Here is a 26,720-nt window from a genome sequence, read left to right as displayed (position 1 = left end):
TTCAGGCGTGCTGTCTGTCGGCGGCGCGACGAGCGCGTGCGATTGCCCAGATGCCGAGGAGAATCATCGGCGAGGACAATATCATGCCCATCGTCAGCCAATCGGTGCCGGCAAGATAGCCGAGTTGGGCATCAGGTTCGCGGAAGAATTCGACAAAAATACGGGACAATGCGTAACCGATGACAAAGATGCCGCTGGTCAGGCCGGGCGTCTTAAGCGATCGGAGGAAACGTGTTGCCACAAACAGAAGCAGAAACAGAGTGATGCCCTCCAGCCCAGCCTCATAGAGCTGGCTTGGATGGCGTGCGAAAGGTCCGCCTGTCGGGAAAACCATGGCCCAGGGGACGTCGGTGATGCGGCCCCAGAGTTCGCCGTTGATGAAATTGGCGATGCGCCCGAAGAAAAGACCGATCGGCACGACGGCGGCGATGATGTCGAACAGGCTCCAGGCCGGAATGGAATTGCGACGGGCAAACAGGATCATGGCGATCGTCGTGCCGATCAGTCCGCCGTGGAAGGACATGCCGCCGTTCCAGATCTGGATGGCGCGGATCGGGTTCTGGATCACGGCGTCCAGATCGTAGAACAGTACATAGCCGATCCGGCCGCCGAGCACGATGCCGAGCGCCACCCAGACGATGAAGTCATCGAGATGGGCAGCCGTCATCGGCGCCGTGTCCTTCGGCCAGAGCCTGCCGTTGGAAACCAGCCTTTTGGCGTACATCCAGCCGACGAGAATGCCGGCGACATAGGCAAGACCATACCAGTGGACGGCAAGCGGCCCTATCGAAAAGGCGATAGGATCGATTTGCGGAAAAGGTATTATGGCGAGGAGGTTAGCGGCTGATAGCAAGATATTGGATCCGTTGATGTCGGCGGAACATGGCGCTGCAATGCAAAACGGTCAAGTCGATTGTATGGCATATCCGCGACTCATCGCCCGCAGTTTCTTAAACCGCTTGCATCCGCACTTCTGAAATCCTAACTCAACACTATGTAACTGTCGGAGCGCATCAAAGCCAAACCGACCCCGAACCGACGGCGCAAGGGAGAGTATCATGACCACTGGAACCAACCGCATCATGGACGAATTCGCCAAGCTGATGACGGATGCTGCAGGGGCCGCGCAGGGCGTCCGCCGCGAGGTCGAGACAGTCTTCAACGCCCAGGCCGAACGCTGGTTGAACAGCATGGATATCGTCAAGCGCGAGGAGTTCGAAGCCGTGCGCGAGATGGCGATCAAGGCGCGCGATGAAAACGAGGCGCTGCTTGCCCGGATCGAAGCACTCGAAGCGCGTCTGGCAGCCGAGGGCAAGTAATCGACTCTCGGTGCACTTTCAAACGGGCGCAACTTGCGCCCGATCTTATTTTATCCTCTGAAAAATACAGTTTTTTTCCTGCCTGTGGACACTGCCAAAAAAGCCAATCGGCAGAGTCGCTTATGACTCCCTCCTGAAACGAAATCGGAGAAGCTTTCCACAGCCTCTGAGGCTAATTGCCCGGGGAGGGGATGGCGCGGGGTGCTTCGCATTATACACTGATTTTAAATGATGATTCGAAACGGACTTGGTAAGCTCCGGGCATGGTGAGTGAGTTAGTCTGGCAGCCGTTCGACGTCATCCCAGTGTGGTCCCGGAGTAAAGGTGTACGTGTCATCTTGTGTGTCGAACACGAAGAAGCGTCATCGATTCCGGTCAAGAAGGTGCTGCATGAGCCTTATGGAAGTGGAAGTAGAACGCCAGTCGAACCCGGTCGATATGATCGAGTTCGTAGCCGCAAACAATGACTGGTCGTTCGAACGGTCAGGCGAAGACGAAATCGCCATGACCGTCGAAGGGCGTTGGGCAGATTACCATGTTTCCTTCTCCTGGATGGAGGAGTTCGAGGCACTGCATATTGCCTGTGCCTTCGACATCAAGGTTCCCGATATCAGGACGAATGAGGTCATCAAGCTGCTGTCCTGCATCAACGGACAGGTGCTGATGGGGCACTTCGACCTCTGGCGGCAGGAGGACATCGTGATCTTCCGGCAGTCGCTGCTGCTTTCCGGCGGCGCTGAACCCACCAATCGGCAGGTGGAAGTATTGCTCTCGAACGCGCTCGATACCTGCGAGGCCTATTATCAGGCATTTCAGTTCGTTGTATGGTCCGGCATGGAAGCCAACCGCGCAATGGAAGCCGTGCTGTTCGAAACCGTAGGCGAGGCTTGATACTGCAATGGCTGCATCCGAAAATCTTTCCGTTTCCGAGCCGATCATTCTGGTCGGTGCGGGTAATATGGGCGGCGCCCTGCTGACGGGATGGCTGAAGAGCGGCGTGCCCGGCTCTTCGATCATCGTTGTCGATCCCAGCCCTTCGGAAGCGACGTTGAAGCTAATCAACGAGGCAGGCGCCCGGCATGTGGCCGGCGCGCCGGGCGGCGTGGTTGCGAGCGTGTTGTTCGTGGCGGTCAAGCCGCAGGTGATGGAAGCGGTGCTGCCGGCGCTGAAGAGCACCATCGGTCTCAACACCGTGGTTGTTTCGGTCGCGGCTGGCAAGACGCTGGCATTCCTCGAAAAGCATCTCGGCGAGGCGGCAATGGTTCGCGCCATGCCGAATACGCCGGCGATGATCGGTCGCGGCGTCACCGGCGCTTTTGCCAATTTCAGCGTCAGCGAGAGCCAGCGGCAGCTGGTGCAGGATCTTTTGGCGGTCTCCGGTCCGGTCGAATGGGTTCCGGGCGAGGCGGATATCGATTCCGTCACCGCCCTGTCGGGCAGCGGCCCCGCCTATGTGTTTTATCTCGTCGAATGCATGGCGGAGGCGGGGCGAAAGCTCGGCCTGCAGGCGGACCTCGCTATGCGCCTCGCACGGGAAACTGTCGCGGGGGCTGGTGAACTCCTACACCAGTCCCCCGATGACGCTTCGCGGCTGCGCCAGAACGTGACCTCGCCCGGCGGTACAACTGCAGCTGCACTTTCCGTTCTGATGGCAGAGCGTGGCATGCAGCCGCTGTTTGATGAGGCAATCGCTGCAGCACGCAAGCGTGCTGAGGAGCTGGCCGGCTGATATAGGAGCTTTCCCGTGGCAGATGAGATCAGCTTTGGCGACTTCGAGCGTGTCGATATTCGTGTCGGCACCATCGTCGAGGCTGAGCCCTTTCCGGAAGCGCGCAAGCCGGCCATCAAGCTGAAAATCGATTTCGGGCCTGAGATCGGCATCAAGAAATCCTCAGCCCAGATCACCGCCCATTATTCTCCGGAACGCCTCATCGGCCGACAGGTCCTCGGCGTCGTCAATTTCCCGCCGCGCCAGATCGGACCGTTTCGGTCTGAAGTTCTGACGCTCGGGTTCGAGGACGAGGCCGGAGCCATCGTCCTCGCCGCGGCCGAGCGGCCGGTGCCAAACGGCAAGAAGCTGATGTAGCCATCAGCTTCAATGAATGTCGCGGGAGACCGGATCGGTGACAATCGGCATCGCGCGATTTTCCTATCAGGCGGGGAGGCGGATGGTGGCTCTCAAGCCGCCACGCGGGCTGTCGCCCAGCGTGACGTTTCCGCCGTGGCTGCGGGCGATGTCCCGCGCAATGGCCAGGCCAAGACCGGTTCCCGAATTGTCGAGATTACGCGCGGCGTCGAGCCGGAAGAACGGCTTGAAGACGTCCTCGCGCGATTCCACCGGGATGCCGGGGCCGTCGTCATCGAAGATCAGCGTCAGCCATTTGGCGCTGTGCTTGGCCTCGATGTTCAGCGTATTGGCGTAGCGGCGCGCATTGGAGGCAAGGTTCGTTACAAGACGGGTAAACGCGTTGGGGCGGACGGATATTTCGTTGTCGCCCTCGATCGAATAGTTCAACACCTTCTTGTGCAGATCGAAATCAGCCTTCAGCTTCTCGAGCAGCTCGGTCAATTTCAGCTCGCCGACATCCTCTTCCGCTTCGCCGCGTGCAAAGGCCATATAGCCCTCCAGCATGCTTTGCATGTCCTCGACGTCTTCGCTCAGACCCTGGAGGTCCGGATTGTCGCCGACAAGGGCAAGCTGAAGCTTGAAGCGCGTCAGAACCGTGCGCAGATCGTGACTGACACCGCTCAGCATAGCGGTGCGCTGTTCCATCTGCCGCTCGATGCGCTCTCGCATCAGGATAAAGGCAAGACCGGCGCGGCGGATCTCATCGGCGCCGCGCGGAAAGAAGTTTTCCAGCCGCTGGCCCTTGCCGAAGCTTTCCGCAGCCCGCGTCAACGCCAGAATCGGCCGGATCTGGCCGCGCAGGAAGAGCACGGCAATGCCGATCAGCACGAGCGAGGTGCCCAGCATCCAGAAGATAAAGATCTGCGTGTTCGAGGCATAGGTCTGGCTGCGCCGGGCAAAGACGCGCAGGACTTTATCCGGCATCTTGATGCGGATTTCCACGAGCTTGGAATCACCAACGGTATCGATCCAGTAGGGCAGATCGATCTGGTCCTTGATCTCGTCGCTGAGAATCCCGTCGAGAATGGAGAAGAACGGCTTCGAGCGAGTAGGCGGGAGTTCGCCACCCGGTTCGATCGAGATCGTCAGCCCGAGCTTGTCGCGGGCAATGCGGGTAATCTCGGTATAATCCGCATCCTGCGGATAGGTCTGGATGATGTCGATGATGCCGGCGATGTCGCGGGTCGTTGCCATGGAGAGGCGTTGCGTCACCATCTGCCAGTGCCGCTCCATGAAAACAGCGGCGACCACGGCCTGCAGGAGCACCATCGGGATGATGATGATCAGGAGCGAGCGCGCATAGAGGCCGGTCGGCAGCTGCCGGCGCAGCCAGCGCCCAAACCAGCGCATCCCCGAGGAGGCGGGGTGTTCACGTTCGCGTCTGAAGGTGTCAAGTATTGCCATCGTTGGGACCGCTGCCTTAGTCGATACTCAAACGATAGCCGATGCCGCGTACAGTCTGAAGCCAGACAGGATTGGCGGGGTCATCCTCGATCTTGCGGCGAAGCCGGTTGATCTGGACGTCGATGGTGCGTTCTCCCACCTCGGCGTCGTTGCCGATCAGCTCATGGCGGGGAATGGTGTCGCCGGCACGCTTGGCAAAGAGCAGCATGATTTCCTGCTCCCGGTCCGTCAGGCGGATGAGCTCGGACGACTTCTTCAATTCCTTGCGGCTCAGCGAGAATGTGTAGGGCCCGAACATGACCTGTTCGATCTTCGGGGCGTCGGCCGGCGCATTGCGTTTCAGGATATTGTTGATGCGCAGAACGAGTTCGCGCGGATCGAAAGGCTTGGAAAGATAATCGTCTGCCCCGGCCTCAAGCCCGGCGATGCGGGAATCGGATTCCGCCAGCGCCGTCAGCATGATGATCGGTATATTCTTGATGTTGCGCAGCGCTTCCGTCAGAACAATGCCCGATTCGCCGGGCATCATGACGTCCATGATGATCAGGTCGAAATCGAGACCTTCCAGCTTACGGCGTGCTTCCGCCCCTTCGGCTGCGACCGTTACCCGGAACCCCTTTTCCATAAGATAACGGTTGAGCAGTGCGCGAATGCGCGTGTCGTCATCGACCACCAGAAGGTGGGCAGCATCGTCGGAAATGGCAGTCTTCGTTGTTGTCATTCAATCCGTCTCGATCTTGTTTCTGTCCCGCATACCCCTCAGAAACTTTTTCACGCTGTCGCGTGCACCGGGCGAGGCATTCTCGAATGCCCTTTCAATACGGCGCGATTGCGGCTCAGCCAGTGCAAGCGCCAGATCGCGGCCCGCCTGGGTCGGATAAAGCTTCCGTTGCCGGCGGTCTTCAGGCCCGGCCACCTGCTGAATATAGCCTGAATCGATCAATTGTTTGAGGACTCTTGCAAGACTCTGCTTGGTGATCTTCAATGTTTCCAGAAGGTCCGCAACGGTCATGCCCGGTTCGCGGTTAACGAAATGCACGACCCGATGATGCGCGCGTCCGAAACCGCTCTTGTCCAGTATGGCGTCAGGATCGGACACGAAATCACGATAGGCGAAGAAGAGAAGCTCGATGATCTCGAAATCGATGATCCCCGTATTCTCCATCGATGTGGCCAGCAGATCCGGTTTCGCTGCTTTCTGGCTCGTGTGTCGCGGCACCTGGCGTTTCCTTTCCTGTTGCGGTCTGACGGCGAAATTTCCGCAAAAATATGTCAGCTTTGTTGACATAAATTTACGCCGCTGTTAGCTTTTGTGCAACTTGTGAAGCCCGGACCCCATGGCCTCGCCCGAGGAAACTAAGCCCGGCTCCGCAAAACTCCAATACAGCAACCGCTTTCCTACACTTGAATGAGTGGATAAAATGCATTGGAGGAAGCAATCAACAGCATGGCGTTCGCGCGCCGGAGGATGGAAATATGGCATCGGTTCCTTTTGACCAATTGGATGGAGAAATCTGGTTCAACGGCGAGTTCGTCGCCTGGAAGGACGCCAAGATTCACGTGCTGACGCACGGACTGCACTATGCGAGCGCCGTGTTCGAAGGCGAGCGCGCCTATGGCGGTCGCGTGTTCAAGCTGACGGAGCATAACCAGCGCCTGCACAAGTCCGCCGATATTCTCGGCTTCAAGGTGCCCTATAGCGTGGAAGAGCTGGATGCGGCAACGATCGAACTCCTGAAGCGCCAGGGCTTTTCCGAGGCCTATGTCCGGCCGATCGCCTGGCGCGGCAGCGAAATGATGGGTGTTTCCGCACAGAACAATCGCATCAATGTTGCTATCGCCATCTGGCAGTGGGGCAGCTACTTCAATCCGGCTGAGAAGCTGAAGGGCATTCGGCTCGATATCGCGGAATACCGCCGCCCTGATCCGAAGACCGCGCCCTGCGCCTCCAAGGCGGCCGGTCTTTATATGATCTGCACGATTTCCAAGCATGCGGCGGAAGCCAAAGGCTATGCCGATGCCATGATGCTCGACTATCGCGGCCAGGTCGCGGAAGCCACTGCGCCAACATCTTCTTCGTCAAGGACGGCGTCATCCATACGCCGACGCCGGATTGCTTCCTGAACGGCATCACGCGCCAGACTGTCATCGATCTTGCGAAGCGCCGCGGCTACGAAGTGGTGGAGCGGGCGATCATGCCGGAGGAGTTGCCGAGCTTCAGCGAATGCTTCCTGACGGGCTCGGCTGCGGAAGTGACGCCGGTTTCTGAAATCGGTCCTTACAAGTTCACCCCGGCGACGATTTCGGAAACGCTGATGAACGACTACATGAAGGAAGTCTATCCGGCCTCGGCTATCGCCGCCGAATAATCTTCTGCATTCTTAAACAGGCCGACGCGGCAGATAGCCTGCCGCGTCGGCCTTGTCGTTCATACGACCGGCCTGCTGCGGCTCATCACAGCGCCGACGATAGCAGACAGAATTCCGCCGCCGATAAGGCCGCCTATTCCGTCGGATACCATCTGGGTAAGGGCAGCTTCACCTCCCACCAAATGAAGAATGATGCCTCCTCCAAGGCCACCTATCGCGCCCGCAATGGTTCGAGCTGCGACGTTGACTGCCTGCTGCTTCAACATGCCGCTTGTCAGATTTCCACCAACTGCTCCGGCAACCAGTTGTGTGATGATAGGTACCAGCGATTCCATGCCTGCCCTCCCTTTCCTGAACGTATCCGTTCAATGTCCCGCGCCTCGCTCTGGAGGCGTGGCCGCGATACTCCCTCGGCAGACGTAAGAGTATCATATTTTAGGATAATTATATATATTGGCAATTATTGCGGGAAATTGAGTGCGCGTGGGCGGCTTCTGTCCGGTTGGGTGCACCAAAACGGAATCGGCCGACGCTGATGCGCCGGCCGATTCTTGTGGATAAACAGCAAGTTGCGTCAATTGTAGACATAGACGATGCGGTGCGTGCCCGGGTCGACCAGAACCTGCTGGCCGTTTATGCGCGTATAGCTGTACTGATAGTCCGGTATGGTGCGTACTCTGACGCCCTGGGGAAGGGTCGCGCCTACCACGACATCTCCCTGCAATTGCACCGCGCTCACCGGATTGCTTTCAACATAGGTGGTGACCGTTTCCGGCGGGGTGATTGCATCGACCTGATCGACCGGCCCTATCAACTCGTCGTTCGGACCCGGCTGTGCTACGTCAGGCGCAACGCTGCCGACACTCATTTCGTCAGTCTGCTGGTAGGTGACCACAGGCACGCCAAGATCGGCACTATGCTCTTGGACCACAACCGGGCTGCCATCCTGTTCAACACTCAAGTATTGGGCATAGACCCAGCCGCGCATGCCGTTTACATCGATCCGGCACCAGCGGCTGCCTTCGATGCAGCCGTCAAGAACTGCGTCCGAGCCGCGTGTAGCCGTGCCGATTGCCGGATATTGCTGGCCGGGGCCTGAACGGACATCGATATCCGTCATCGTCGTGGCTGCCATCTCGGCACGCGCAAGGCCCGCCGTCGATGCGAGCACTACGCCCGCCAGCAGCAGGTTTCGTGTATGGCTCATAGAATTTCTCCCTTAGCGCCTTCAATACGGGATCAACGTCTCGTGCAGGTTTGAGGTTCCCTTTCACTGCCCATCATCGCGGGAAGGAGACACAGCGTTCACATATTTATTGCGGAAGAAAGGGCTGTTTCGGAGGCGCTTTGGGGGTATATCCCGCGGGTAGCCATTCAACGCGAGAGACGCTCATGGGCATGCTTCAGGCCGGCATCATTCCGGTGACCCCCTTCCAGCAGAACTGCACGGTCCTGTTCGATCCGGAAACGAAGGAGGGTGTGGTCGTCGATCCCGGCGGGGATGTGCCCGCAATCCTGCAGGGCCTGAAGGACAACGGTCTTGTTATCAAGGAGATCTGGCTGACGCATGGCCATCTCGACCATGCCGGTGGTGCGAAGGAACTGAAGGAAGCGCTTGGCGTCGATATCGTCGGGCCGCACGAGGGCGACCGGCCGCTGTTGCAGCGGATCGAAACCCAGGCAGCGACTTATGGAGTGCAGGGTCTGCAGAACGTATTGCCCGACCGCTGGCTGAAGGACGGAGACAAGGTCTCCTTCGGCGAGCATGAGTTCGAGGTCTATCACACGCCGGGTCACGCTCCCGGCCACGTCATCTACTTCAACCGGGAACAGAATTTCGCGCATCTCGGCGATGTGCTGTTCAACGGCTCGATCGGGCGAACCGATCTGCCCGGCGGCAACCATCAGCAATTGCTGGAGTCCATTCGCGACAAAGTTCTGCCGCTGGGTGACGATGTCGGCTTCATCTGCGGCCATGGTCCGGGCAGCCGCATCGGCGACGAGCGCCGGAACAATCCGTTCCTCCGCGGTATCTGATGCGCAAACGAAAAGCGCCGCTCGATGAGCGGCGCTTGAAGCAATAGCGGTAAGTTATTCCTGCGATCAGCCGGCCGTGCAGAAGTGACGCGCGCCGTCATAGCCGACGTAGGTGCCAGTGCGGCCATCGAACGTCTGGTAGCGGTCCGAGCAATAGCGCATCCACTGCGGCGACCAGGGACGCAGCCCGTAAGCCGGACCCGGATAATAAGCTTCGGCCGGTGCGACATAGACCGGGCGGGGGGCGCGGTAGTAGTAGGGCGGGGGAGGCGGCGGATAATCGCCGTAATAGTAGCCCGGCTCAACATAGCGCGGCTGGCTCGCGATGGCGGAACCAACGATGAGGCCAGTCGCAAGACCCGCAGCGCCGACAGCCCAGCCATTATTGTAATAGCCGTGATGGTGCCAATCATCGGCCGATGCAGGCGAGATCGATGCAACTGCCAAAGCGGCGGCAGCGGCCGATATGAGGATGGATTTGCCGAGCGTATTCATGGGTCCTGTCCTAGAAGTGAAACGGTCTACATCCGTTCCTAGGCTTCGATTATGCCAATCTAGAGGCGACAAGCTGAATACACGCTGAATGACAAAACCCGGCATTTCTGCCGGGCCTCAACTCGAATATGACAGCCTTTAGGGCTCAGCCGGCAATCTGCAGATTGACAGCCTTCGGTCCCTTACCGCGGCGATCCGGTTCCGTATCGAAGCTTACCTTCTGATTTTCGGACAGACCCGCCAGGCCGGAGGCCTGAACAGCGGAAATGTGAACAAAGATGTCCGCGCCACCCTTGTCAGGCTTGATGAAGCCGAAGCCCTTGTCGGTGTTGAAGAATTTTACAGTGCCAGTCTCGGCCATGCCTAAGGTCCTTTTCTCCCTGCTCGCCATCCACACGAGCAGCATTACTGTCTTAACCCTTGCGGGCGTTTACAGGCAGTTCTCGCAATTTGAGGAAAAGGTCCCCTCTACCTCGGCCGTCACTTCCGAAACGAGTATCTCAAGATCGTTTCCAATGTCGGCTGACCGGAATATTAGCGTTTCCGGCGCGCAACTCTTATAAGGACTTCCCATGCTCATAAAATGCCCGAACGACAGTAAGAGTGCTGTGTTTATTTAAAATTGGCAAGCAAAAGTTTTTTAACGTGTTGTCCGGAGGACACTCGCGAAAGCGGTGCGACATAAGGCGAATCGCAAATTTTCCCACTCCGGCATTCGAAGATTAGGTTTTTGTATCGTCTGCGATATAGTTTTAGTGAAATTTTCTACAATTGTTGGCTTGAACAGGGCGTTTCGGACGAATGGAAAAATTTTCGTTAATGTGGTGCCGCGAGATGCAAAAAGGCCTCCAAGCGCGGATTTTCAAGCCGCCAAAGTGCGGCGGCGCATGATCTCGGGAACCAGTTCGACCATCAGCATTGCCGAGAACATGAGGCCGCAGCCGACATAACCGATCGGCGAAATGGTCTCCCCGAGGAGCAGCGCGCCGAGCGAGGCGCCAAACAGGGCCTCCGAGGATAGGAAGATCGCTGCCTGCGAAGCCGTCGTGTAGCGCTGGCCGATCAGCTGCAGCGCAAAGGCAAGTCCTGACGAAAAGATGCCGACGTAAAGTATTTCCCAAATAGCGCTCAAGATAACATCGACACTGATGGGCTCGAGAAAGATGGCGACGGCGATGCCGGCAACGGCGGTCACGGCGAACTGTATGGCCGAAAGTGCGAGCGGGCGCCCGGTCGCGGTCAGGGCCACCCCGGCGAGCGTGATCTGCAATGCCCAGAATACGGCGCAGACAACGGTCAGGAGATCGCCGCCCGTCAGATGGGAGAGGGCTCCTCCGGAGAGCAGGAATATTCCCGCGAGCGCCAATATTGCAGCCGGCCAGACGATCGGATGCGGAGGACGCTTCAGGAAAACCACAGCGATCAGCGGCACGAAGACGACATAGAGACCCGTGATGAAGCTGGAATTGGTGACCGTCGTGGTGAGGATGCCGACCTGCTGGGTCGCTGCGCCACCGAAGAGGGCGAGGCCGACCAAAAGAAACAGCCGAAGATCATGCCGTTGCAGGGGAGCAGCGGCTTTTCGCGCTTCCAGCCAGACGAAGGGGAGGACGACGAGGGTGGCGACAGCGAAGCGAAGACCGATGAACCAGAATGGTCCGATCATGTTCATGGCCGTCGACTGGGCAACGAAACCTCCGCCCCAGATGGCAGCAGCAAGCAATAGAAGGAGATTCGCCTGAACGCGCGTCATAGTCACCCTGATGTCGGGAAGGTCGTCTTGCGGGGAGGGTTAGCAGTTGCTTTTGCTCGCTGCAAGGGGAGGATACCTCTGGCGGGTTCAGCGTTGCCTTGTCGAAGGAGGCCCCGGAGAGCCTGTCGTGCTCAGTTGGTCGAATTCGCTCTTGAAATGCGCAGGAGTGCGCCGTTGCTTTCGTCGGTCGTGATAAGCAATGCGCCGTCGGGTGCAACGATGACATCGCGAAGTCGGCCGTAGCTGCCTTTCAGAAACCGCTCCTTTTCCTCGATCTTGCCGTTGCCGTTCCGCTCCAGTCGCGACAGAAGCTTGAATTTCAGTGCCGCGACGATGAAATCGCCATTCCATTCCGGAAACATTTTGCCGCGATAGACGGCGATTGCGCCGGGTGCGATCGATGGGTCCCAGTAGAAGAGCGGCTGCTCCATGCCTGCCTTGGCGGTTCCGACGCCGATCTTGGCGCCGGAGTAATCGCGTCCATAGGTGACGACAGGCCAGCCATAGTTCTTCCCGGCCTGAGGGTTGTTGATCTCGTCGCCGCCCATTGCGCCATGCTCGACCGTGTACAGCGTTCCGTCGGCGGCATCGAAGGTGATGCCCTCTGGGTTGCGATGTCCTTTCGACCAGATCTCGGGGAGCGCCTTCTTGCCGTCCTTGAAGGGATTGTCGGCGGGAATGCTGCCGTCGGCATTGATGTGAATGACGGAACCTGCATCGTCTCGAAGATCTTGGGCGCGATCTTTCTCATAGCGGTCGCCGAGGCTGATGAAGAGGCTGCCGTCCCTGGCAATGGCGATGCGCGAGCCGAATTGAAGGGTGCCGCTGGAAAGGCGGTTCATCAGAAAGATGCGCTTGAGGTCGGCGAGGCGCGTTTCATCCCTTGAGAGGGTCGCTCGAAACGCCGCAGTGCCCATTCCGCCTTCGCCCTCGATCGAGGCGGTAAAATAGATCGTCCGGTTTGAAGTGAAGTTCGGGTCGAGCGCGACGTCGAGAAGGCCTCCCTGGCCGCTGGCCGCGATATCGGGCAGCCCCTCGATCGGGGCCGAGATCTTGCCGTCCCGGATGATGCGCATGCGGCCCGATCGTTCCGTGACGATGTAGGCGCCGTCGGGCAGCACTTCGACCGCCCAGGGATGGTTCAGTCCACGCGCAATCGTCTCGACCTTGATTGCGACCTTCTGCGTTTCGATCGTGCCGCTATCCTCGGCGTGCGCGTTACCTGATAGACAGAGTGCGAAGGCGACTGCCGCTGCCGACCTGAGCTGCAAAGAGCAAAGCATGCTGTTTCCTCGCAATGCGGTTCGTCAAGAAGTGGAAGGGGCGAGCCTCTCTTCAAGACAGCCGGTGGTCTGGATAACGCATTTGTGTCCGGTCGCCTGGATTGCGACGCGCGAACGCCCGGTTGCGTCATTTCATTTCGGGTCCCCGAAATTCGGGTGTGCGTTAATCATTTGATATAAAGAGAGAAATCAGACTCTCTTCATGTGTTGATTCAAATGCTTGATGCAATGATTCAGATGTCTGACTTGTGGCGTGGAGTCCGACGGACGATCCGCGGCCATCCAATCAGCCTCGAAAGCCCTCGCGCAAAGGGATTCATCATCACAAATCATGTCTCCATAACGCCTTTACCCTTGAAACGTCGTCGCACATTCGACATAGAGCTAACCGCAGAAATCTGGTCCGCAGGCTTTCTGCTGTTTTCAACCGAATAGGACCGATCAACATGGCCTTCCTTGCCGACGCTCTTTCCCGTGTTAAGCCCTCCGCTACCATTGCCGTTGCTCAGAAAGCACGCGAGCTGAAAGCGAAAGGACGCGACGTGATCGGCCTCGGCGCCGGCGAGCCCGATTTCGATACGCCGGACAATATCAAGCAGGCTGCGATCGACGCGATCAATCGCGGGGAGACGAAGTACACGCCGATCTCGGGTATTCCTGAACTGCGCAAGGCGATTGCCGCGAAGTTCAAGCGCGAAAACGGCCTTGACTACGACTGGCAGCAGACGATCGTCGGCACCGGTGGCAAGCAGATCCTGTTCAACGCGCTGATGGCGACGCTGAACCCGGGCGACGAAGTTATCATCCCGGCGCCTTACTGGGTGTCTTACCCGGAGATCGTCTCGCTGTGCAGCGGCACGCCTGTCACCGTCATGACGAGGCAGGAAGACAACTTCAAGCTCCAGCCCGCCGATCTCGAAAAGGCGATCACCGACAAGACGAAATGGTTCATCTTCAACTCGCCGTCCAATCCGTCGGGCGCTGCCTATACCCATGACGAGCTCAAGGCGCTGACGGACGTGCTCTTGAAGCATCCGCATGTCTGGGTGCTGACCGACGACATGTACGAGCACCTGACTTATGGCGACTTCAAGTTCGCGACGCCGGTTGAAGTCGAGCCGAAGCTCTATGACCGCACGCTGACGATGAACGGCGTCTCCAAGGCCTATGCGATGACCGGCTGGCGTATCGGCTATGCTGCCGGCCCGCTGCAGCTCATCAAGGCGATGGACATGATCCAAGGCCAGCAGACCTCGGGCGCTGCCTCGATGGCGCAGTGGGCTGCTGTCGAAGCGCTGAACGGTCCGCAGGACTTCATTCCGCGCAACAAGAAGATCTTCGAAGGCCGCCGCGATCTCGTCGTGTCGATGCTGAACCAGGCCAAGGGCATTTCCTGCCCGGTTCCGGAAGGCGCATTCTACGTCTATCCATCCTGCGCCGGCCTGATCGGCAAGACCGCGCCGACGGGCAAGGTCATCGAGAACGACGAGGATTTCGTAACGGAACTGCTGGAATCGGAAGGCGTTGCCGTCGTTCAGGGCTCCGCCTTCGGCCTCGGCCCGAACTTCCGCATCTCCTATGCGACGTCGGAAGAGCAGCTGGAAGAGGCGTGCCGCCGCATCCAGCGCTTCTGCGCGAACTGCAAGTAAGAGCGGATCGACTATCGAACTGATTGGAGGCCCGCCAGCGATGGCGGGCCTTTGCATTGGTCGGCGCTTGCGATCACTATAGGTTGATGCAGCGCACCCATTCATCCCCTATTCATGCGCTGTTCCTAGCTTGAATGATGGTGGTACGCGGTTTTGAGGGCGGGTCCGAAGATGCAGCGAAACGAGTTGATGGATGGGCTGCGGGGATACTTCCTCGTCTTCATGCTGATCAACCACCTGATCTTCATCGGCGGCTACTGGATGCTGCTGATCAACCACAATCAACTGGCTTTCGTCGAGGATGCGCAGGGCTTCGTCTTCCTGTCAGGCCTGCTTGTCGGCATGGTTTATAGCCGGAAGATGGCCAAGAGCGGCTATGAGGCGGCGAGCCGGCAGATCTGGGGGCGGGCCTTCGAGCTCTATCGCTATGCAATGGCGACGGTTCTCGTCGTTTTGTTGGCCGCAATGATCCTGCCGCATGCCCGGCACATCTGGTTCGACTGGCTGGGCGGAACGAGCTTCAGGGATCTGCTGCGGCTTGCGGCGATCGCGGCATTCCTTTTCCAGCCGACCTTCATGGATATCCTGCCGCAATATGTCGTCTACATGCTGCTTGCGCCGCCGGTGGTCTGGCTCTGCCTGCGCGGCCGCTGGCTCGAAGTGATGTTCGTTTCCGCTGCGCTGTGGATGGCAGCGCAGCTCGGCCTGCAACGGCTGGTGACCGAGGCCGTGAACAATTGGCTGCTGCGAGGCGACCAGCAGGGCATTCGTGTCAGCTTCAATCTGCTGGGCTGGCAGATCGTCTTCTTTTCAGGGCTCGTTCTCGGCGTGCTGACCGCAAGCAGGAAGGTGGATTGGTCCAAGGTCTTTCGCCCGGAAGCGACATTGCTGCCGAAACTGGCGCTCAGCATCTGCATCTTCTTCCTGCCGCTCAGGATCGCGACGGCGCATGACCTGTTGCCCCAATCGGTGCTCGACAAGTTCACGACGATGGAAGTACGCGCCGATTTCAGCCTCGTCTATCTCATCAATTTCCCCGCGGCTGCGATCGTGCTGGTCTGGCTGCTGATTGCCGGACCGAAGCATGCGAGCCCGCGTATCCGCTCCTTCGCCGCCGGCGCGCGGTGGGTTCTTTCCCTGAGTTTCCTGCGGCTGCTCGGTCGGCATTCGCTGCATGTCTATGTCTGGCATGTCGCGATCGTCTATCTGGTTTACTATATCGACCAGCGGACGCCGCAGTTCTCCCAACTCACGAAGACCCTGATCGCGCTGATCTCGGTCATGCTGCTTTCGCTGCCGGCGCTATGGCGCGAGCGCAAGAGGCTGGGTGGAGAGCCGCCGGCGATCGTGCCGGGCTGACGATTTCCTGCCTTCACAATCCGATTCAGCACTTCGCCCCAAGCCCTTGAAATCAGATTCAAAGCCCGAGCGCCGTCAGCATGATGAAGGTGGCGAAGAGGATGAAATGGGTCATGCCTTCGATGGCGTTCGTTTCGCCGTCGTTGAGGTTGATCGCGGCCGCAATCAGCGTGATGAGGATCATCACCGTCTGTACCGGTGACATGGCCATGACGAAGGGCTGGCCGGTATAGAGCGCTATCGCCTCCATGACGGGCACGGTCAGAATGACCGTCGAGAGCGAGGCGCCCATGGCGATGTTGACGGTCGCCTGCATCCGATTCCTGAGGGCTGCGCGCAGGGCCGTCAGGATTTCCGGTGCAGCTGATATCGCCGCGACCACGATGGCCGCAACCGCCGGCGGGGCGCCGCTGTCCTTCAAGCCTGTCGTCATGAAGGTGGACATGAATTCCGCCAGGACACCGATGATCACGACTCCGACGACGATCGTGCCGATCGAGGTGGCGGTCGAATTGTCTTCGTGGTCTTCCTCGGCGCCATGCAATTTCTTTTCCGTACGCGGATAGCTGTAGCTGAAGAAATAGCTGTGCTGGCCGACCTGCATGCGCAGGAAGAGGGCGTAGAGGGCGATCATGGCAAAGATCGTGAATGCAGAGTAATAGTGCCATTTCGCATCGGGGATGAATTCCGGCACGATCATCGAGATGCCCATGGCGGTCAGGATCATCACGCCATAGGTCTTGCCGGAGTCGTCATTATAGGGCTGCTCGCCATGCTTCAGTCCGCCGAGCAGGGCGGCAAGGCCAAGGATGCCGTTGATATCGAGCATGACGGCCGAATAGATAGTGTCGCGCACCAGGGTAGGGGAGCTCTCTGCGCCATTCATCAGGATGGCCAGGATGATGACCTCGACGGCGACCGCCGACAGCGTCAGGATCATCGTGCCATAGGGATCGCCGACCTTGGCGGCCAGGATTTCGGCATGGTGAGCCACGCGCATAGACGCGAGTACGATGGTGGCGATCAGGACGACCGCGCCCACAATTGCCCCAAGACGACCCATTTCAAGGATCGCGTGTTCCGTTACGAATGCCGCGATCGCAACGATGACCGCAAGGATCAGAAATTTCTCTTCCCGCAATATGCCGGCCATGCCCTGACTTGACGCTCCGCTTTCGATTCATTGCCACAATCTAAGGTAATGATTTTACGCATCAAGCGTTTAAGGAAGCATAGAGATTTGCAGTCGGGCGGTTTTAATGGAATACTGCGATCAATGGTTCGTAGGACGCATGACGCGGTATCCTAGACAGAGTGGGCAAGCCGCGACCGACCCCAGCAATGCGCGGCCCGCGACCTTTCCAGGGATCGAGAGGAGGCATTGTATGGTCAAAGTCACTTACGAAATCGTGCCGCATGACGGGGGCTGGGCTTACCGGTTCGGCGGCGTCTATTCCGAGGCGTTTCCGACGCATGCGGAAGCGGTGGAGGCTGCGCGGATCGTAGCAGCGGAACAGCAGGTCGGCGGCGACGATGCCGAAATCAGCTATCAGGACGAAAAAGGCCGTTGGCACGAGGAATATACCGACGGTGGCGATCGGCCGGAGACTGAAGTCGTCGATGGCAAGAACCATTTCCCGCCGGCAGAAAATGCTCCCGGCGCCTGATCCATCCACATTTCCTGCTTCGCGCCACGTCGATGGCGCCGGTCAGGCGATATAATCCTTGAGCCCTTCGACCAATGCGTCGAAGGCGACGCGGCAGCGTGGCGAGGATTTCAGATTTTCGTGCATCACAACCCACGTTTCCAGCGAGATCGAGATCTCAGGCAGCAGGTGTATGAGATCGGCATCCTGTTTTGCCAGCGGGTTCTGAAAGAAGCCGACGCCCAGTCCGCAGCGCACAGCATTCAACAGCGCGATGCTGTGATCCGATCTGAAGGCAAAGGAAATGCCGTCCAGCATTGGATATCGCTTCGTCATGAGGCGGGTATAGGCCGTCTGGCGATCGAAGCCGATCAGGCGGTGACTGCGCAGTTCCTCGACTGATCGCGGTTCGCCATATTGCTCCAGATAATCCCGGTGCGCGAAGAAGCCGAGCCGGATCGTGCCGATATGGCGGGCGAGCAGCGCGTCCTGCGATGGCTCGACCATGCGCACCGCGATATCAGCCTCGCGCTGCAGGAGGTCTTCAAGATTGTCGGAGGCCGACAGTTCGATCGTCAGGCCTGGATGCGCTCTCTGCAGCTTTGCCAGGATGGGCGGCAATATTTCGACGCCGACCACTTCGCTGGCGCTGATGCGGACGGTCCCGCCTATCCCTTCATTGCCGCCGGATGCAGCCCGCAACAGCGCGGCGGTCGTGCTTTCCAGCATCTCGGCATAAGGCTTCAGCGCAAGGGCGGCATCGGTCGGAAGCAATCCCTGTTGCGAGCGGGTGAAGAGCTCGGTTCCGAGCGCTTTCTCCAGCGCCTCCACATGGCGGCCGATCGTCGGCTGCGTCAGGCCGAGGTCACGTGCCGCACCCGACAGCGAGCCTTGCCGCAGCACGGCGAGGAGGGTGCGATAATAGTCCCAGTTCGATTCCTTGATCATACATTTTTGTATATTGACTGCACGCATTTCGTCAATTTCGTTTATCGGGCGCGTACGGCATAGTCTGCTCATCGATTTACCAAGGAGTTGATCATGACCGATACGGCAGAGAAGACGGCATTGATACTGGGCGCGACCGGCGGCATCGGCGGGGCGATTGCTCGGAAGCTGCTGGCCAAGGGATGGCGCATCCGCGCGCTCAATCGGGACGCAGCCAAGGCGGCGCAGAAGGCGCCTGATTTCGAATGGATCCAGGGCGATGCCATGAATGCCGGCGATGTTCTGAGGGCTGCGCAAGGCGCGGAACTAATCGTCCATGGGGTCAATCCGCCCGGCTACCGGGATTGGGAGAAGCTGGTTCTGCCGATGCTCGACAACACGGTTGCCGCCGCTCGCGTTGTCGGCGCGCGGATCGTTCTTCCCGGCACGGTCTATAATTTCGGCCCCGACGCCTTTCCCGTTCTGACGGAGGAAAGCCCGCAGCATCCCGTGACCAAGAAGGGGAGGATCCGCGTCGAGATGGAGAAGCGGCTGAAAGTAGCCGCCGAGAATGGCAATAGCGTCATCATCGTGCGGGCCGGCGATTTCTTCGGTCCCGGCGCCACGGGCAATAGCTGGTTCTCGGCGATGGTGACGCCGGGCAAGCCGGTCAAGACGATCAAGAACCCGACGCGTTATGGCATCGGCCATCAATGGGCCTATCTGCCTGATGTGGCAGAGACGGTGGTGCGGCTAGTCGAACGGGCCGATCAACTGCCTGCCTTCGCGGTCTATCACATGGACGGCCATTTCGATCACGACGGCAAGCAGATCGTCGAGGCGATCAAGAGGGTGACCGGTAGCACAGCAAAGATCACTGCCTTTCCCTGGTGGATCGTCCCCTTGGCAGCGCCCTTCGTCACGTTGATGCGCGAGGTCAAAGAGATGCGCTACCTCTGGACCGAGAAGATGCGGATGAAGAACGATCGTCTGGTGGCGACCCTCGGAGAGGAGCCTCATACCGATCTCGACGAAGGCGTGCGCCAGGCGCTCATTTCTCTCGGGTGCCTTCCGGCAAGGTGAGGCGCCGATAGGAGGGGGCGGCACACAGGCCCCGCTACCACGAAAGGCTTCTGGTTTTCACCCGATGCGAAATCGAATAACATCCCGTCATCAGAGATTGCAAAAAGAGGGCAATAAGGATGTCGTTGCAGCCGATCCACCACGGGCTCACGAGGGCAGTTGCCCTAGGCATCCTGATTATTCTTCCGGCTGTCGTCTTGGTGTCCTGCTCGACGGCCAGCCGCCCATCAACTGCGGCTGCAAGCAAATCGACCGAAACCGATAAAGAAAAAGCGGCCGCCCGTCAGCGATGGGCAGACAGGGTGCAGCGAGACAACAGTTTGGATTCGAGCGGATCGCAACCGGGTTACTACGGGTCGTCTTTTGGCCCACGGATCACTTGGTGATCAAGCCGGAGCCGGCTCCAGTGGACGCTTTGGCGCTTTGCGATGGTTTCCCTAGAAACGCTCTCCAATAAAATCACCGGCAACGCTTGCGTTGCCGGCGGCTGATGATCGCCTCCCGATCAGGGGCTGAACCGGGAGGCGACTTTGCTTCCTAGATAGAGGCGCAGATCAAGCAGCGTCCAAAGCCGGATAGTCCGTATAGCCCTTGGCGCCTTGACCACCATAGAGATTGGCCGAGTCGACCGCGGTCAGCGGTGCATTTTCCTTGAGGCGGCGGACCAGATCCGGATTGGCGATGAACGGCTTTCCGAAGGCGACGACATCGGCCTTGCCGCTGTCGATGGCAGCAACCGCCATGTCCTTGTCATAGCCATTGTTGGTCATCCAGGCTGCCTTGCCGCCGGCTGCCTTGTAGGCGGCGTGGAGCGCGTCATAGTCGAAGGGCAGGAAGTCGCGTGCGCCGCCGGTCTGGCCTTCGACGATATGGATGTAGGACAGGCCATAATTCGCCAGGCCTTCGACGACATAGGTGAAGAGCTTCTGGGGATCCGCATCGGAGACGTCGCCCGACGGTGTTACCGGCGAGATACGGATCGCGGTGCGGCCTGCGCCGATTTCCTTGGTGACGGCATCGACGACCTCGAAGAGCAAGCGGGCGCGGTTTTCGATCGAGCCGCCATACTGGTCGGTACGGTCGTTGACGTTGGAGCGCAGGAACTGGTCGAGCAGATAGCCGTTGGCACCATGAATTTCGACACCGTCGAAGCCGGCTTCGTCGATCGCCGCACGGGCTGCCTTGCGGTAATCTTCAACGATGCCCGGAATCTCGGAGGTTTCCAGCGCACGGGGTTCGGAAACGTCAGCGAAGCCTCCGGTGCCGTCGGCGTTGACAAGGTATGTCTTGGCATTGGCGCGCTTATTGGTCGATGAGACCGGCTTGCCGTCGTTCGGCTGCAGCGTCGTGTGGGAAATACGGCCGACGTGCCACATCTGGACGACGATCTTGCCGCCGGCAGCGTGAACGGCGTCGGTGACCTTTTTCCAGCCTGCCAGTGCTTCCTTGGTGTAGAGGCCGGGAACGTCGGCATAGCCCTGGCCCTGATGCGTGATCGCCGTTGCTTCGGTGATGATCAGGCCGGCCGTGGCGCGCTGGCGATAATATTCGACGTTCAGCTCGTTTGGAACGGCATTCGGGGAGCGGTTGCGGGTCAACGGCGCCATGACGACACGATTGGTGAGGGAAATATCGCCGAGCGTGATCGGCTCGAAAAGCTTGGTCATAAGCTGTCCTTTCAGGTTTTCGATTGGAAGGGGTAGGAGGTGATCAGGAGGGAAGCGTCGCCTTCGCGCGGACGGTTACGAATGTCAGGCCGACGAAGACGAGCCCGATGACGGCCATAGCGGCGCTGGCGATCGGGACCTCCGAAAGAGAGTAGCCGCGGTTCAGGACCGTGCCGCCCACCCAGGCACCGAGCGCATTGCCAATATTGAAGGCGCCGATGTTGATGGTGGAAACGAGGTTCGGCGCGTCCTTGCCGAAAGTGACGACGCTGATCTGTAGCGCCGGCACTGCGGCAAATGTCGCGATGGCCCATATGAAGAGAGTGATCTCGGCCGGGACAACGGCGCGGCTCGTCACCGTGAAGACGGCCGCCGTCAAGGCCATGGCAGCAAAGACGCCGGCAAGCGTCGCATCCAGGCGCCAGTCTGCGAGCTTGCCGCCGACAAGATTGCCAATCGTCAGGCCGATGCCGATGAGGAACAGGGTCCAGGTAACACCATCCGGAGAGACGCCGGTAACATCACGCAGCAGCGGTGCGATATAGGTGAAGAGCGCGAACATGGCAGAGGAGAAGGACACAGTCGTCAGCAGCGCAAGCAGAAGACCGGAGCCGCGCAGCGCCGAAACCTCGCGCATCAGATTGCGCTGACGGGCTTCCTCGCCCTTCGGCAAGACAAGCATCAACCCGGCGATGGACGCAACACCCAGCAGTGTGACGACCCAGAAGGGTGCACGCCATCCATAGGCCTGGCCAATGGCTGTGCCGGCAGGCACGCCCAGCACATTGGCGAGCGTCAGACCGGTGAACATCAAGGCTAGGGCACGGGCCTTGCGGTCTTCGGTGACGAGGTTCGCTGCAACGACGGAGCCGATGCCGAAGAAGGCGCCATGGCAAAGCGCTGTCACCACGCGGGCGATCATCAGGACCCAATAGTTAGGGGAGATCGCACAGAGTAGGTTCCCGAGAATGAACAAGCCCATCAAAAAGATGAGGGTCGTTCGTTGGCGCAGATGCGACGTGGAAATCGCCATGATGGGGGCGCCAATCGCAACCGCGAGCGCATAACCCGTCACGAGCCAGCCGGCCTGTGGAATGGTGATGGCAAGATCGGTGGAGACCTCGGGCAACAGGCCCATGATGACGAATTCGGTCGTTCCGATCGCGAAGGAGCTGAGCGCCAGCACAAGGAGAGCAACAGGCATATCAAAGTTCCTTTTGCAGGCAGGCGAGGAATTCAGCGATGACTTCCTCATTGCGCTTGTAAAAAACCCATTGGCCGACGCGCTTGGTCGTCACCAGCCCGGCGCGGTGAAGGATGCCGAGATGGGAGGACATGGTGGATTGGGAGAGGCCGCAGCGCTCGAACTGGCTGGCACAGACGCCCATGTCGAGCGGATGCTCCTGGTCAGCAAAATGCTCTTCCGGGTTCTTGAGCCAGTTGAGGATATCCAACCGCACCGGATTGGAAAGCGCCTTCAGAATTTCGTCCCTGTCCATGGCAAACGTCCACTACATCGAAATTTCTCGATACATGTATCGACGCTTTTCGATATATCAAGGGGCGAAAGCGCGATTGGACGAGAAATTCTTCCGGAGCATAGCTTCGCATAAATTTTGAGCAAAAAAAGAGGGCCACCGGAGTAAACCAGGGCCCTATAGGTATGAAGGTCAAAAACCTCCAGAGGGGAACAGCTGCTGCGGTGGAACTGGGAGGAAAGCCACCATGTGCATCAGCTATGTGCGGTATGATCTTTTATTGTGCAGTGCGCAATGCTTTTTTGTGCAGGGCAGCTATGCATTTGGGCGCTCGGGCCAAAACAGGCAAAAAAAAGGGCCGCTGGAATAACCAGGGCCCGTATAGGTGTGAAGGTTAAAACCTCCAGAGGGGAACAGCTGCTGCGGTGGAACTGGGAGGAAAGCCACCATGTGCATCAGCTGAGTGCGATATGGTGTTTTAATGTGCAGCTAACAATGTCGTAGAATGCATGGCAGCCATGCGCTGACTGCAACGCAATGTCGCAGTCACGCAAGCTGTTGATATATCAGGGTGTTTCTGGGGTCAGAAATTCCAGTTGCGTGCTTTCGCAACGACAAAGTCACGGAAGACTTTGAGCTTCGCCGCATTTTTCATCTCATCCGGATAGCAGAAGTAGGTATCGAAGGACGGAACATCGGCGTTGATTGCAAGCTGAATGAGCCCGGGGTCGCGGCCGACAATGTAGTCCGGCAGGCAGGCGATGCCGATGCCGAGAAGGCAGGCGCGCTTGATCGAGGTCTGGCTGTTGATCTGAAGATGTGGAGGCCGCTTGTTGTCGGACGACCGGCCGGCAATCTCCAGCCAGTTGACGTCGAGCAGGTAGTTCGGCGCAGGTTCGCCGAAGCTGATGATACGGTGATCGTCGAGATCCTCGACCGACTGCGGCTCGCCGTAGCGGTTGATATAGGACGGCGCCGCATAGACGTGCATGTGCACGGTGAAGAGCTTGCGCTGGATCAGGTCCGACTGCTGCGGCTGGCGCAGACGGATGGCGCAATCGGCATGACGCATGTTCACATCCAGCTCCTCGTTGTCGAGGATGAGCTGGATCTGCATATCGGGATAAAGCTGCAGAAATTCCTGCACCTTGTCCGTCAGCCAGCCCTGGCCGAGACCGACCGTCGTGGTCACACGCAGTTTGCCGCTCGGCTTTTCCGTCGTCTCGGTCAGCTGCATCTTGACCGTCTCGAGCTTCAGAAGAACGTCGTGGGCGGTGCGGTAAAGCAACTCGCCCTGTTCCGTTAGGATAAGACCGCGCGCGTGGCGATGAAAGAGCTTGATGCCGACATCCTGCTCCAGGGCGCTGACCTGCCGGCTGATGGCGGACTGGGACAGGTGAAGCTTGTCGGCTGCATGTGTAAACGAGCCTGCCTCGGCAGCTGCGTGAAAAATACGCAGCTTGTCCCAGTCCAACGGCATTCCTGTGCCCCTCATCGTCTATATTACTCCGCTGCGACGGCAACGGGCATATGCCCGGCCAGATAACGTTCTGCTTCGAGTGCGGCCATGCATCCCATGCCGGCTGCGGTGATGGCCTGACGGAACGTGTCGTCCGTCACGTCGCCGGCCGCGTAGATGCCTTCGACGCTGGTCGCTGTCGAATCCGGGGCGGTCCAGAGATAGCCGTTGTCCTTGAGCTTCAGCTTGCCCTTGAAGAGCTCGGTCGCCGGTGCATGGCCGATCGCGACGAAGACGCCGTCGATAACAACATCGGTGATCGCGCCTGTCGTCAGGTCGCGCAGCCGCGCGCCGCTCACGGACGGAGGCATCGGGGGCTTGGCCGGCGTGCCGGTGATTTCGGCAACTTCGGTGTTCCAGAGCACCTTGACGTTTGCCTTGGCGAAAAGCCGTTCCTGCAAGATCTTTTCCGCGCGGAAGGAATCGCGGCGGTGAACGACCGTCACCGACTTGGTGATGTTCGAAAGATAGAGCGCTTCCTCGACGGCGCTGTTGCCGCCGCCGACCACGATCACGTCCTTGTTGCGATAGAAGAAGCCATCGCAGGTGGCGCAGGCCGAGACGCCGAAGCCCTGGAAGTGCCGCTCACTCTCGATGCCGAGCCACTTTGCCTTGGCGCCGGTCGCGATGATCAGCGTATCGGCGGTCCAGATGGTGCCGGAATCCGTGCGCACGACGAAGGGGCGCTGATGTGTGTCGACTTCGGTGACGAGGTCGTTGACGATTTCGGTGCCGACGTGCTTTGCCTGTTGCAGCATCTGCTCCATCAGCCAGGGACCCTGGATGGGATCGGCGAAGCCCGGATAGTTTTCCACGTCGGTCGTGATCATGAGCTGGCCACCCTGTTCGAGGCCGGCGATCAGAACGGGTTGCAGCATGGCGCGGGCGGCATAAACGGCAGCCGTATAGCCGGCTGGACCGGAACCGATGATCAGCACCTTGGTATGGCGGGCAGGCATGTCATGTCCTTTCGATGACGCGTTTCGCGAAGGTGGGCGCCTATTTGGGATTCAGCAATCTCGCGATCCGCCGCCCCATTTAGGATTGTCGAGTGCAATTATTCAAGGGCAGCTTTGCATTGCTAACAAAGCAAATGTGTAGCGTGTGTAAGAATCGGTTACCACAATGAAACTTTCTTGCGAATTCTTCCACTTTATATAGAAGGCGCGAGAGGGGAATTAAAGGAAGGCAATCACCGTGCTGCGGGCCGAACTCGACGCCATCGATATAAAAATCCTCCGCGAACTGCAACGTGACGGGCGCATGACAAATGTCGAGCTTGCCGACCGCGTTGGGATCTCGGCTCCACCTTGTTTGCGTCGCGTTCGCAAGCTGGAAGAGGCCGGCGTCATCGAAGGCTATCACGCGATGTTGAACAGCCCCAAGCTGGGCTTCGACCTTGTCGCCTTCTGCATGGTCGGCCTGAAGCACCAGTCGGAGGCCAATCTGAAAGCCTTCGCAAACGCCACCTCGGAATGGCCGCTCGTGCGTCAGGCATGGATGGTGTCCGGCGACAGCGATTTCCTGCTGCATTGCGTTGCGGAAAACCTCACCCGCTTCCAGGATTTCGTTATCGAGGTGCTGACGGCGAACGAGCATGTCGACACCGTGCGCACCATGCTGACCATTCGGCAGGTGAAGAAGTTGGGGCTGGTGGAGCTTTAGAAGCATGGCGCCTTCCGACCGTCCCTGGCATCGATCGCTGGTCAAGACTGGTGCGCGTGTCCTGCTTGGCGGTTCGCTTGCTCATATGCAGGATTGGTTTCCCGGGCTGTCCATCGAGCGTAGTGCGGGAACGGGAAGGGGCGAGGTTCGCTACAAGGGCGAGACGGTCGCCTCCCTTCTCGGGGCAGACGCGTTGCGCGAGCGCGCCAACGGCTCGATCTACATCATCGGCTCCGGTCCGTCCGTCAATGATTGCGATCTGACGCGGCTTCCCGATGGCAGCGCCATTCTGCTCAACGGCGCGATCAACCTGATCGGGTCGCCGATCGGAACACCGCTTGGCGTCGCCGTCGAGGACGAGCGTTTCATCTGGCGGCATTTCGATCTCCTGAAGCAGAAGGTCGTGCCCGGGACGATCTGCCTGCTCTCCGTGTCAGTGCTTCGCGCGATCTGCGAGAACGATCGCGGCTTTCTCGCCGACAAACGCGTGATCTTAATAGACGATATCCGCAAACCCTATGGTGCCAAGCGCCTGTCGATGCAGGACTTGCAACGCCTGGACTTCGTGCGATGCAACGATGGCCTGACGGCCGGGTTTTCCCTGCAGCCGGATCGTGGCGTGGTGCTGGGAGGATCGGTCGCGATTTCTGCGCTGCAATTCGCCTTATATTGCCGACCGCGGACCATCGGTCTCATCGGCATCGACATTTCCAACGCGCGTGGCCCGCGCTTCTACGAGAGCGTTGGCGAATCCGCTTTTTCGGGCATCGCCCAGGCCGAGGCACGTATCGTTGACCACATCACGCTTGCTCGCTCGATCGCCGCTGAAATGGGTATCGCGCTCGTGAACCATTCGCCGGTTTCGGTGCTGCTCAAATATGGTTTCGGGTATGACGACCAGTTTGCCCGCGCAAGGGCAAGCGCCGGATCGCATTGAAT

The 26,720-nt window shown here is 59.1% G+C and carries 28 protein-coding genes and 1 pseudogene; 12 read left to right on the top strand and 17 right to left on the bottom strand.

What is annotated here, in order from left to right; genetic code table 11:
• Window position 1 precedes the first annotated feature (1 nt).
• On the bottom strand, window positions 2-853 hold the full coding sequence (gene lgt, locus DTW90_RS01985) for a prolipoprotein diacylglyceryl transferase (RefSeq protein ID WP_132519446.1): 852 nt from the start codon (window positions 851-853) through the stop codon (window positions 2-4).
• A gap of 205 nt (window positions 854-1,058) precedes the next feature.
• Between lgt and DTW90_RS01980 the strand changes: the two genes are divergently transcribed.
• From DTW90_RS01980 to DTW90_RS01965, 4 genes are all read left to right on the top strand, one after another.
• Window positions 1,059-1,319 carry an accessory factor UbiK family protein gene (locus tag DTW90_RS01980; RefSeq protein WP_132519449.1) on the top strand — a complete coding sequence of 87 codons (261 nt, stop codon included), beginning with the start codon at window positions 1,059-1,061 and terminating at the stop codon, window positions 1,317-1,319.
• Between the two features lie 390 nt (window positions 1,320-1,709).
• Window positions 1,710-2,210, top strand: a complete 501-nt coding sequence (locus DTW90_RS01975; RefSeq protein ID WP_132519452.1) for a YbjN domain-containing protein — start codon at window positions 1,710-1,712, stop codon at window positions 2,208-2,210.
• Window positions 2,211-2,217: 7 nt separating this feature from the next.
• Window positions 2,218-3,048: a pyrroline-5-carboxylate reductase gene (gene proC / locus DTW90_RS01970; RefSeq protein WP_132519455.1), complete on the top strand. Its 831-nt coding sequence runs from the start codon at window positions 2,218-2,220 to the stop codon at window positions 3,046-3,048.
• Window positions 3,049-3,063: 15 nt separating this feature from the next.
• The gene (locus DTW90_RS01965) at window positions 3,064-3,405 is read left to right on the top strand and encodes a tRNA-binding protein (protein WP_149336176.1); all 342 of its coding nucleotides are present in this window, start codon (window positions 3,064-3,066) and stop codon (window positions 3,403-3,405) included.
• 66 nt (window positions 3,406-3,471) lie between these two features.
• On the opposite strand, the gene DTW90_RS01960 is transcribed toward DTW90_RS01965, so the two are convergent.
• From DTW90_RS01960 to DTW90_RS01950, 3 genes are read right to left on the bottom strand one after another with little or no spacing between them, the layout of a single operon-like run.
• Window positions 3,472-4,851 (bottom strand): ATP-binding protein, encoded by a 1,380-nt coding sequence (locus DTW90_RS01960; RefSeq protein WP_132519461.1) that lies wholly within the window; start codon window positions 4,849-4,851, stop codon window positions 3,472-3,474.
• 16 nt (window positions 4,852-4,867) lie between these two features.
• Window positions 4,868-5,572, bottom strand: coding sequence for a response regulator (locus DTW90_RS01955; RefSeq protein WP_132519464.1), 705 nt, complete (start codon window positions 5,570-5,572; stop codon window positions 4,868-4,870).
• Window positions 5,573-6,016 carry a MarR family transcriptional regulator gene (locus DTW90_RS01950; RefSeq protein WP_245512628.1) on the bottom strand — a complete coding sequence of 148 codons (444 nt, stop codon included), beginning with the start codon at window positions 6,014-6,016 and terminating at the stop codon, window positions 5,573-5,575.
• Window positions 6,017-6,327: 311 nt separating this feature from the next.
• Here DTW90_RS01950 and DTW90_RS01945 point away from each other — a divergent pair.
• Window positions 6,328-7,220 (top strand): annotated as a pseudogene (locus tag DTW90_RS01945) (branched-chain amino acid aminotransferase).
• A gap of 59 nt (window positions 7,221-7,279) precedes the next feature.
• On the opposite strand, the gene DTW90_RS01940 reads toward DTW90_RS01945, so the two are convergent.
• Together DTW90_RS01940 and DTW90_RS01935 are read right to left on the bottom strand one after the other, a co-directional pair.
• A complete protein-coding gene (locus tag DTW90_RS01940) occupies window positions 7,280-7,555 on the bottom strand; it encodes a hypothetical protein (RefSeq protein ID WP_132519473.1) in 276 nt (91 codons plus the stop codon).
• Window positions 7,556-7,794: 239 nt separating this feature from the next.
• Window positions 7,795-8,427 carry a DUF1236 domain-containing protein gene (locus DTW90_RS01935; RefSeq protein ID WP_149336175.1) on the bottom strand — a complete coding sequence of 211 codons (633 nt, stop codon included), beginning with the start codon at window positions 8,425-8,427 and terminating at the stop codon, window positions 7,795-7,797.
• Window positions 8,428-8,612: 185 nt separating this feature from the next.
• Between DTW90_RS01935 and DTW90_RS01930 the strand changes: the two genes are divergently transcribed.
• Window positions 8,613-9,257 (top strand): MBL fold metallo-hydrolase, encoded by a 645-nt coding sequence (locus DTW90_RS01930; protein WP_149336174.1) that lies wholly within the window; start codon window positions 8,613-8,615, stop codon window positions 9,255-9,257.
• A 66-nt stretch (window positions 9,258-9,323) separates the two neighbouring features.
• Here DTW90_RS01930 and DTW90_RS01925 read toward each other — a convergent pair whose 3' ends face one another.
• The 4 genes from DTW90_RS01925 to DTW90_RS01910 all read right to left on the bottom strand — a co-directional run bounded on the left by DTW90_RS01925 (window position 9,324) and on the right by DTW90_RS01910 (window position 12,788).
• Window positions 9,324-9,752, bottom strand: a complete 429-nt coding sequence (locus tag DTW90_RS01925; RefSeq protein ID WP_132519482.1) for a BA14K family protein — start codon at window positions 9,750-9,752, stop codon at window positions 9,324-9,326.
• A 145-nt stretch (window positions 9,753-9,897) separates the two neighbouring features.
• The gene (locus DTW90_RS01920; RefSeq protein ID WP_004116423.1) at window positions 9,898-10,113 is read right to left on the bottom strand and encodes a cold-shock protein; all 216 of its coding nucleotides are present in this window, start codon (window positions 10,111-10,113) and stop codon (window positions 9,898-9,900) included.
• A gap of 501 nt (window positions 10,114-10,614) precedes the next feature.
• Window positions 10,615-11,505, bottom strand: coding sequence for a DMT family transporter (locus DTW90_RS01915; protein ID WP_149336173.1), 891 nt, complete (start codon window positions 11,503-11,505; stop codon window positions 10,615-10,617).
• A gap of 131 nt (window positions 11,506-11,636) precedes the next feature.
• Window positions 11,637-12,788, bottom strand: coding sequence for a PQQ-dependent sugar dehydrogenase (locus DTW90_RS01910; protein ID WP_149336172.1), 1,152 nt, complete (start codon window positions 12,786-12,788; stop codon window positions 11,637-11,639).
• Window positions 12,789-13,234: 446 nt separating this feature from the next.
• Between DTW90_RS01910 and DTW90_RS01905 the strand changes: the two genes are divergently transcribed.
• Window positions 13,235-14,437 carry a pyridoxal phosphate-dependent aminotransferase gene (locus DTW90_RS01905; protein ID WP_149336171.1) on the top strand — a complete coding sequence of 401 codons (1,203 nt, stop codon included), beginning with the start codon at window positions 13,235-13,237 and terminating at the stop codon, window positions 14,435-14,437.
• Between the two features lie 171 nt (window positions 14,438-14,608).
• Window positions 14,609-15,796: an OpgC domain-containing protein gene (gene opgC, locus DTW90_RS01900; RefSeq protein WP_149336170.1), complete on the top strand. Its 1,188-nt coding sequence runs from the start codon at window positions 14,609-14,611 to the stop codon at window positions 15,794-15,796.
• Between the two features lie 58 nt (window positions 15,797-15,854).
• Here opgC and DTW90_RS01895 read toward each other — a convergent pair whose 3' ends face one another.
• Window positions 15,855-16,949: a calcium:proton antiporter gene (locus DTW90_RS01895; RefSeq protein WP_132519497.1), complete on the bottom strand. Its 1,095-nt coding sequence runs from the start codon at window positions 16,947-16,949 to the stop codon at window positions 15,855-15,857.
• Between the two features lie 232 nt (window positions 16,950-17,181).
• On the opposite strand from DTW90_RS01895, the gene DTW90_RS01890 reads away from it, so the two are divergent.
• On the top strand, window positions 17,182-17,463 hold the full coding sequence (locus tag DTW90_RS01890) for a DUF2188 domain-containing protein (RefSeq protein WP_132519500.1): 282 nt from the start codon (window positions 17,182-17,184) through the stop codon (window positions 17,461-17,463).
• Window positions 17,464-17,505: 42 nt separating this feature from the next.
• Here DTW90_RS01890 and DTW90_RS01885 read toward each other — a convergent pair whose 3' ends face one another.
• Window positions 17,506-18,390 carry a LysR family transcriptional regulator gene (locus tag DTW90_RS01885; RefSeq protein ID WP_149336169.1) on the bottom strand — a complete coding sequence of 295 codons (885 nt, stop codon included), beginning with the start codon at window positions 18,388-18,390 and terminating at the stop codon, window positions 17,506-17,508.
• A 93-nt stretch (window positions 18,391-18,483) separates the two neighbouring features.
• Here DTW90_RS01885 and DTW90_RS01880 point away from each other — a divergent pair, with 93 nt between their 5' ends.
• Complete coding sequence (locus DTW90_RS01880; protein ID WP_132519506.1) at window positions 18,484-19,452, top strand: SDR family NAD(P)-dependent oxidoreductase; 969 nt, start codon at window positions 18,484-18,486, stop codon at window positions 19,450-19,452.
• Between the two features lie 554 nt (window positions 19,453-20,006).
• Here the strand turns inward: DTW90_RS01880 and DTW90_RS01875 are convergent.
• The 5 genes from DTW90_RS01875 to trxB all read right to left on the bottom strand — a co-directional run bounded on the left by DTW90_RS01875 (window position 20,007) and on the right by trxB (window position 25,075).
• Window positions 20,007-21,119, bottom strand: coding sequence for an alkene reductase (locus DTW90_RS01875; RefSeq protein WP_149336168.1), 1,113 nt, complete (start codon window positions 21,117-21,119; stop codon window positions 20,007-20,009).
• A 43-nt stretch (window positions 21,120-21,162) separates the two neighbouring features.
• On the bottom strand, window positions 21,163-22,323 hold the full coding sequence (locus DTW90_RS01870; RefSeq protein ID WP_149336167.1) for an MFS transporter: 1,161 nt from the start codon (window positions 22,321-22,323) through the stop codon (window positions 21,163-21,165).
• Window position 22,324: 1 nt separating this feature from the next.
• Entirely contained in the window at window positions 22,325-22,618 is a 294-nt protein-coding gene (locus tag DTW90_RS01865) for a metalloregulator ArsR/SmtB family transcription factor (protein WP_132519515.1), read from the bottom strand.
• A 562-nt stretch (window positions 22,619-23,180) separates the two neighbouring features.
• Window positions 23,181-24,077 carry a LysR family transcriptional regulator VtlR gene (locus DTW90_RS01860; RefSeq protein WP_132519518.1) on the bottom strand — a complete coding sequence of 299 codons (897 nt, stop codon included), beginning with the start codon at window positions 24,075-24,077 and terminating at the stop codon, window positions 23,181-23,183.
• Between the two features lie 23 nt (window positions 24,078-24,100).
• Complete coding sequence (gene trxB, locus DTW90_RS01855) at window positions 24,101-25,075, bottom strand: thioredoxin-disulfide reductase (protein ID WP_149336166.1); 975 nt, start codon at window positions 25,073-25,075, stop codon at window positions 24,101-24,103.
• 238 nt (window positions 25,076-25,313) lie between these two features.
• On the opposite strand from trxB, the gene DTW90_RS01850 reads away from it, so the two are divergent.
• Window positions 25,314-25,781, top strand: a complete 468-nt coding sequence (locus DTW90_RS01850) for an Lrp/AsnC family transcriptional regulator (protein WP_132519524.1) — start codon at window positions 25,314-25,316, stop codon at window positions 25,779-25,781.
• 4 nt (window positions 25,782-25,785) lie between these two features.
• The gene (locus DTW90_RS01845) at window positions 25,786-26,718 is read left to right on the top strand and encodes a glycosyl transferase (protein ID WP_132519527.1); all 933 of its coding nucleotides are present in this window, start codon (window positions 25,786-25,788) and stop codon (window positions 26,716-26,718) included.
• Window positions 26,719-26,720: the final 2 nt, after the last annotated feature.

This window comes from Neorhizobium sp. P12A, assembly GCF_008365395.1.
Taxonomy (GTDB): domain Bacteria; phylum Pseudomonadota; class Alphaproteobacteria; order Rhizobiales; family Rhizobiaceae; genus Rhizobium.
The sequence above is the reverse complement of the archived record's forward strand: the minus strand, read 5'-3'. Positions and strand labels throughout refer to the sequence as shown.

Coding starts and splice junctions, on each gene's coding strand:
- DTW90_RS01955 (WP_132519464.1), bottom strand. CDS start 5,572: ATGACAACAACGAAGACTGCCATTTCCGACGATGCTGCCCACCTTCTG.
- DTW90_RS01915 (WP_149336173.1), bottom strand. CDS start 11,505: ATGACGCGCGTTCAGGCGAATCTCCTTCTATTGCTTGCTGCTGCCATC.
- DTW90_RS01935 (WP_149336175.1), bottom strand. CDS start 8,427: ATGAGCCATACACGAAACCTGCTGCTGGCGGGCGTAGTGCTCGCATCG.
- opgC (WP_149336170.1), top strand. CDS start 14,609: ATGCAGCGAAACGAGTTGATGGATGGGCTGCGGGGATACTTCCTCGTC.
- DTW90_RS01875 (WP_149336168.1), bottom strand. CDS start 21,119: ATGACCAAGCTTTTCGAGCCGATCACGCTCGGCGATATTTCCCTCACC.
- DTW90_RS01860 (WP_132519518.1), bottom strand. CDS start 24,077: ATGCCGTTGGACTGGGACAAGCTGCGTATTTTTCACGCAGCTGCCGAG.
- DTW90_RS01910 (WP_149336172.1), bottom strand. CDS start 12,788: ATGCTTTGCTCTTTGCAGCTCAGGTCGGCAGCGGCAGTCGCCTTCGCA.
- DTW90_RS01845 (WP_132519527.1), top strand. CDS start 25,786: ATGGCGCCTTCCGACCGTCCCTGGCATCGATCGCTGGTCAAGACTGGT.
- DTW90_RS01960 (WP_132519461.1), bottom strand. CDS start 4,851: ATGGCAATACTTGACACCTTCAGACGCGAACGTGAACACCCCGCCTCC.
- DTW90_RS01870 (WP_149336167.1), bottom strand. CDS start 22,323: ATGCCTGTTGCTCTCCTTGTGCTGGCGCTCAGCTCCTTCGCGATCGGA.
- DTW90_RS01920 (WP_004116423.1), bottom strand. CDS start 10,113: ATGGCCGAGACTGGCACTGTAAAATTCTTCAACACCGACAAGGGCTTC.
- DTW90_RS01950 (WP_245512628.1), bottom strand. CDS start 6,016: ATGGAGAATACGGGGATCATCGATTTCGAGATCATCGAGCTTCTCTTC.
- trxB (WP_149336166.1), bottom strand. CDS start 25,075: ATGCCTGCCCGCCATACCAAGGTGCTGATCATCGGTTCCGGTCCAGCC.
- DTW90_RS01905 (WP_149336171.1), top strand. CDS start 13,235: ATGGCCTTCCTTGCCGACGCTCTTTCCCGTGTTAAGCCCTCCGCTACC.
- DTW90_RS01925 (WP_132519482.1), bottom strand. CDS start 9,752: ATGAATACGCTCGGCAAATCCATCCTCATATCGGCCGCTGCCGCCGCT.
- DTW90_RS01930 (WP_149336174.1), top strand. CDS start 8,613: ATGGGCATGCTTCAGGCCGGCATCATTCCGGTGACCCCCTTCCAGCAG.
- DTW90_RS01975 (WP_132519452.1), top strand. CDS start 1,710: ATGAGCCTTATGGAAGTGGAAGTAGAACGCCAGTCGAACCCGGTCGAT.
- DTW90_RS01885 (WP_149336169.1), bottom strand. CDS start 18,390: ATGATCAAGGAATCGAACTGGGACTATTATCGCACCCTCCTCGCCGTG.
- DTW90_RS01940 (WP_132519473.1), bottom strand. CDS start 7,555: ATGGAATCGCTGGTACCTATCATCACACAACTGGTTGCCGGAGCAGTT.
- DTW90_RS01890 (WP_132519500.1), top strand. CDS start 17,182: ATGGTCAAAGTCACTTACGAAATCGTGCCGCATGACGGGGGCTGGGCT.
- DTW90_RS01865 (WP_132519515.1), bottom strand. CDS start 22,618: ATGGACAGGGACGAAATTCTGAAGGCGCTTTCCAATCCGGTGCGGTTG.
- DTW90_RS01895 (WP_132519497.1), bottom strand. CDS start 16,949: ATGGCCGGCATATTGCGGGAAGAGAAATTTCTGATCCTTGCGGTCATC.
- DTW90_RS01980 (WP_132519449.1), top strand. CDS start 1,059: ATGACCACTGGAACCAACCGCATCATGGACGAATTCGCCAAGCTGATG.
- DTW90_RS01880 (WP_132519506.1), top strand. CDS start 18,484: ATGACCGATACGGCAGAGAAGACGGCATTGATACTGGGCGCGACCGGC.
- proC (WP_132519455.1), top strand. CDS start 2,218: ATGGCTGCATCCGAAAATCTTTCCGTTTCCGAGCCGATCATTCTGGTC.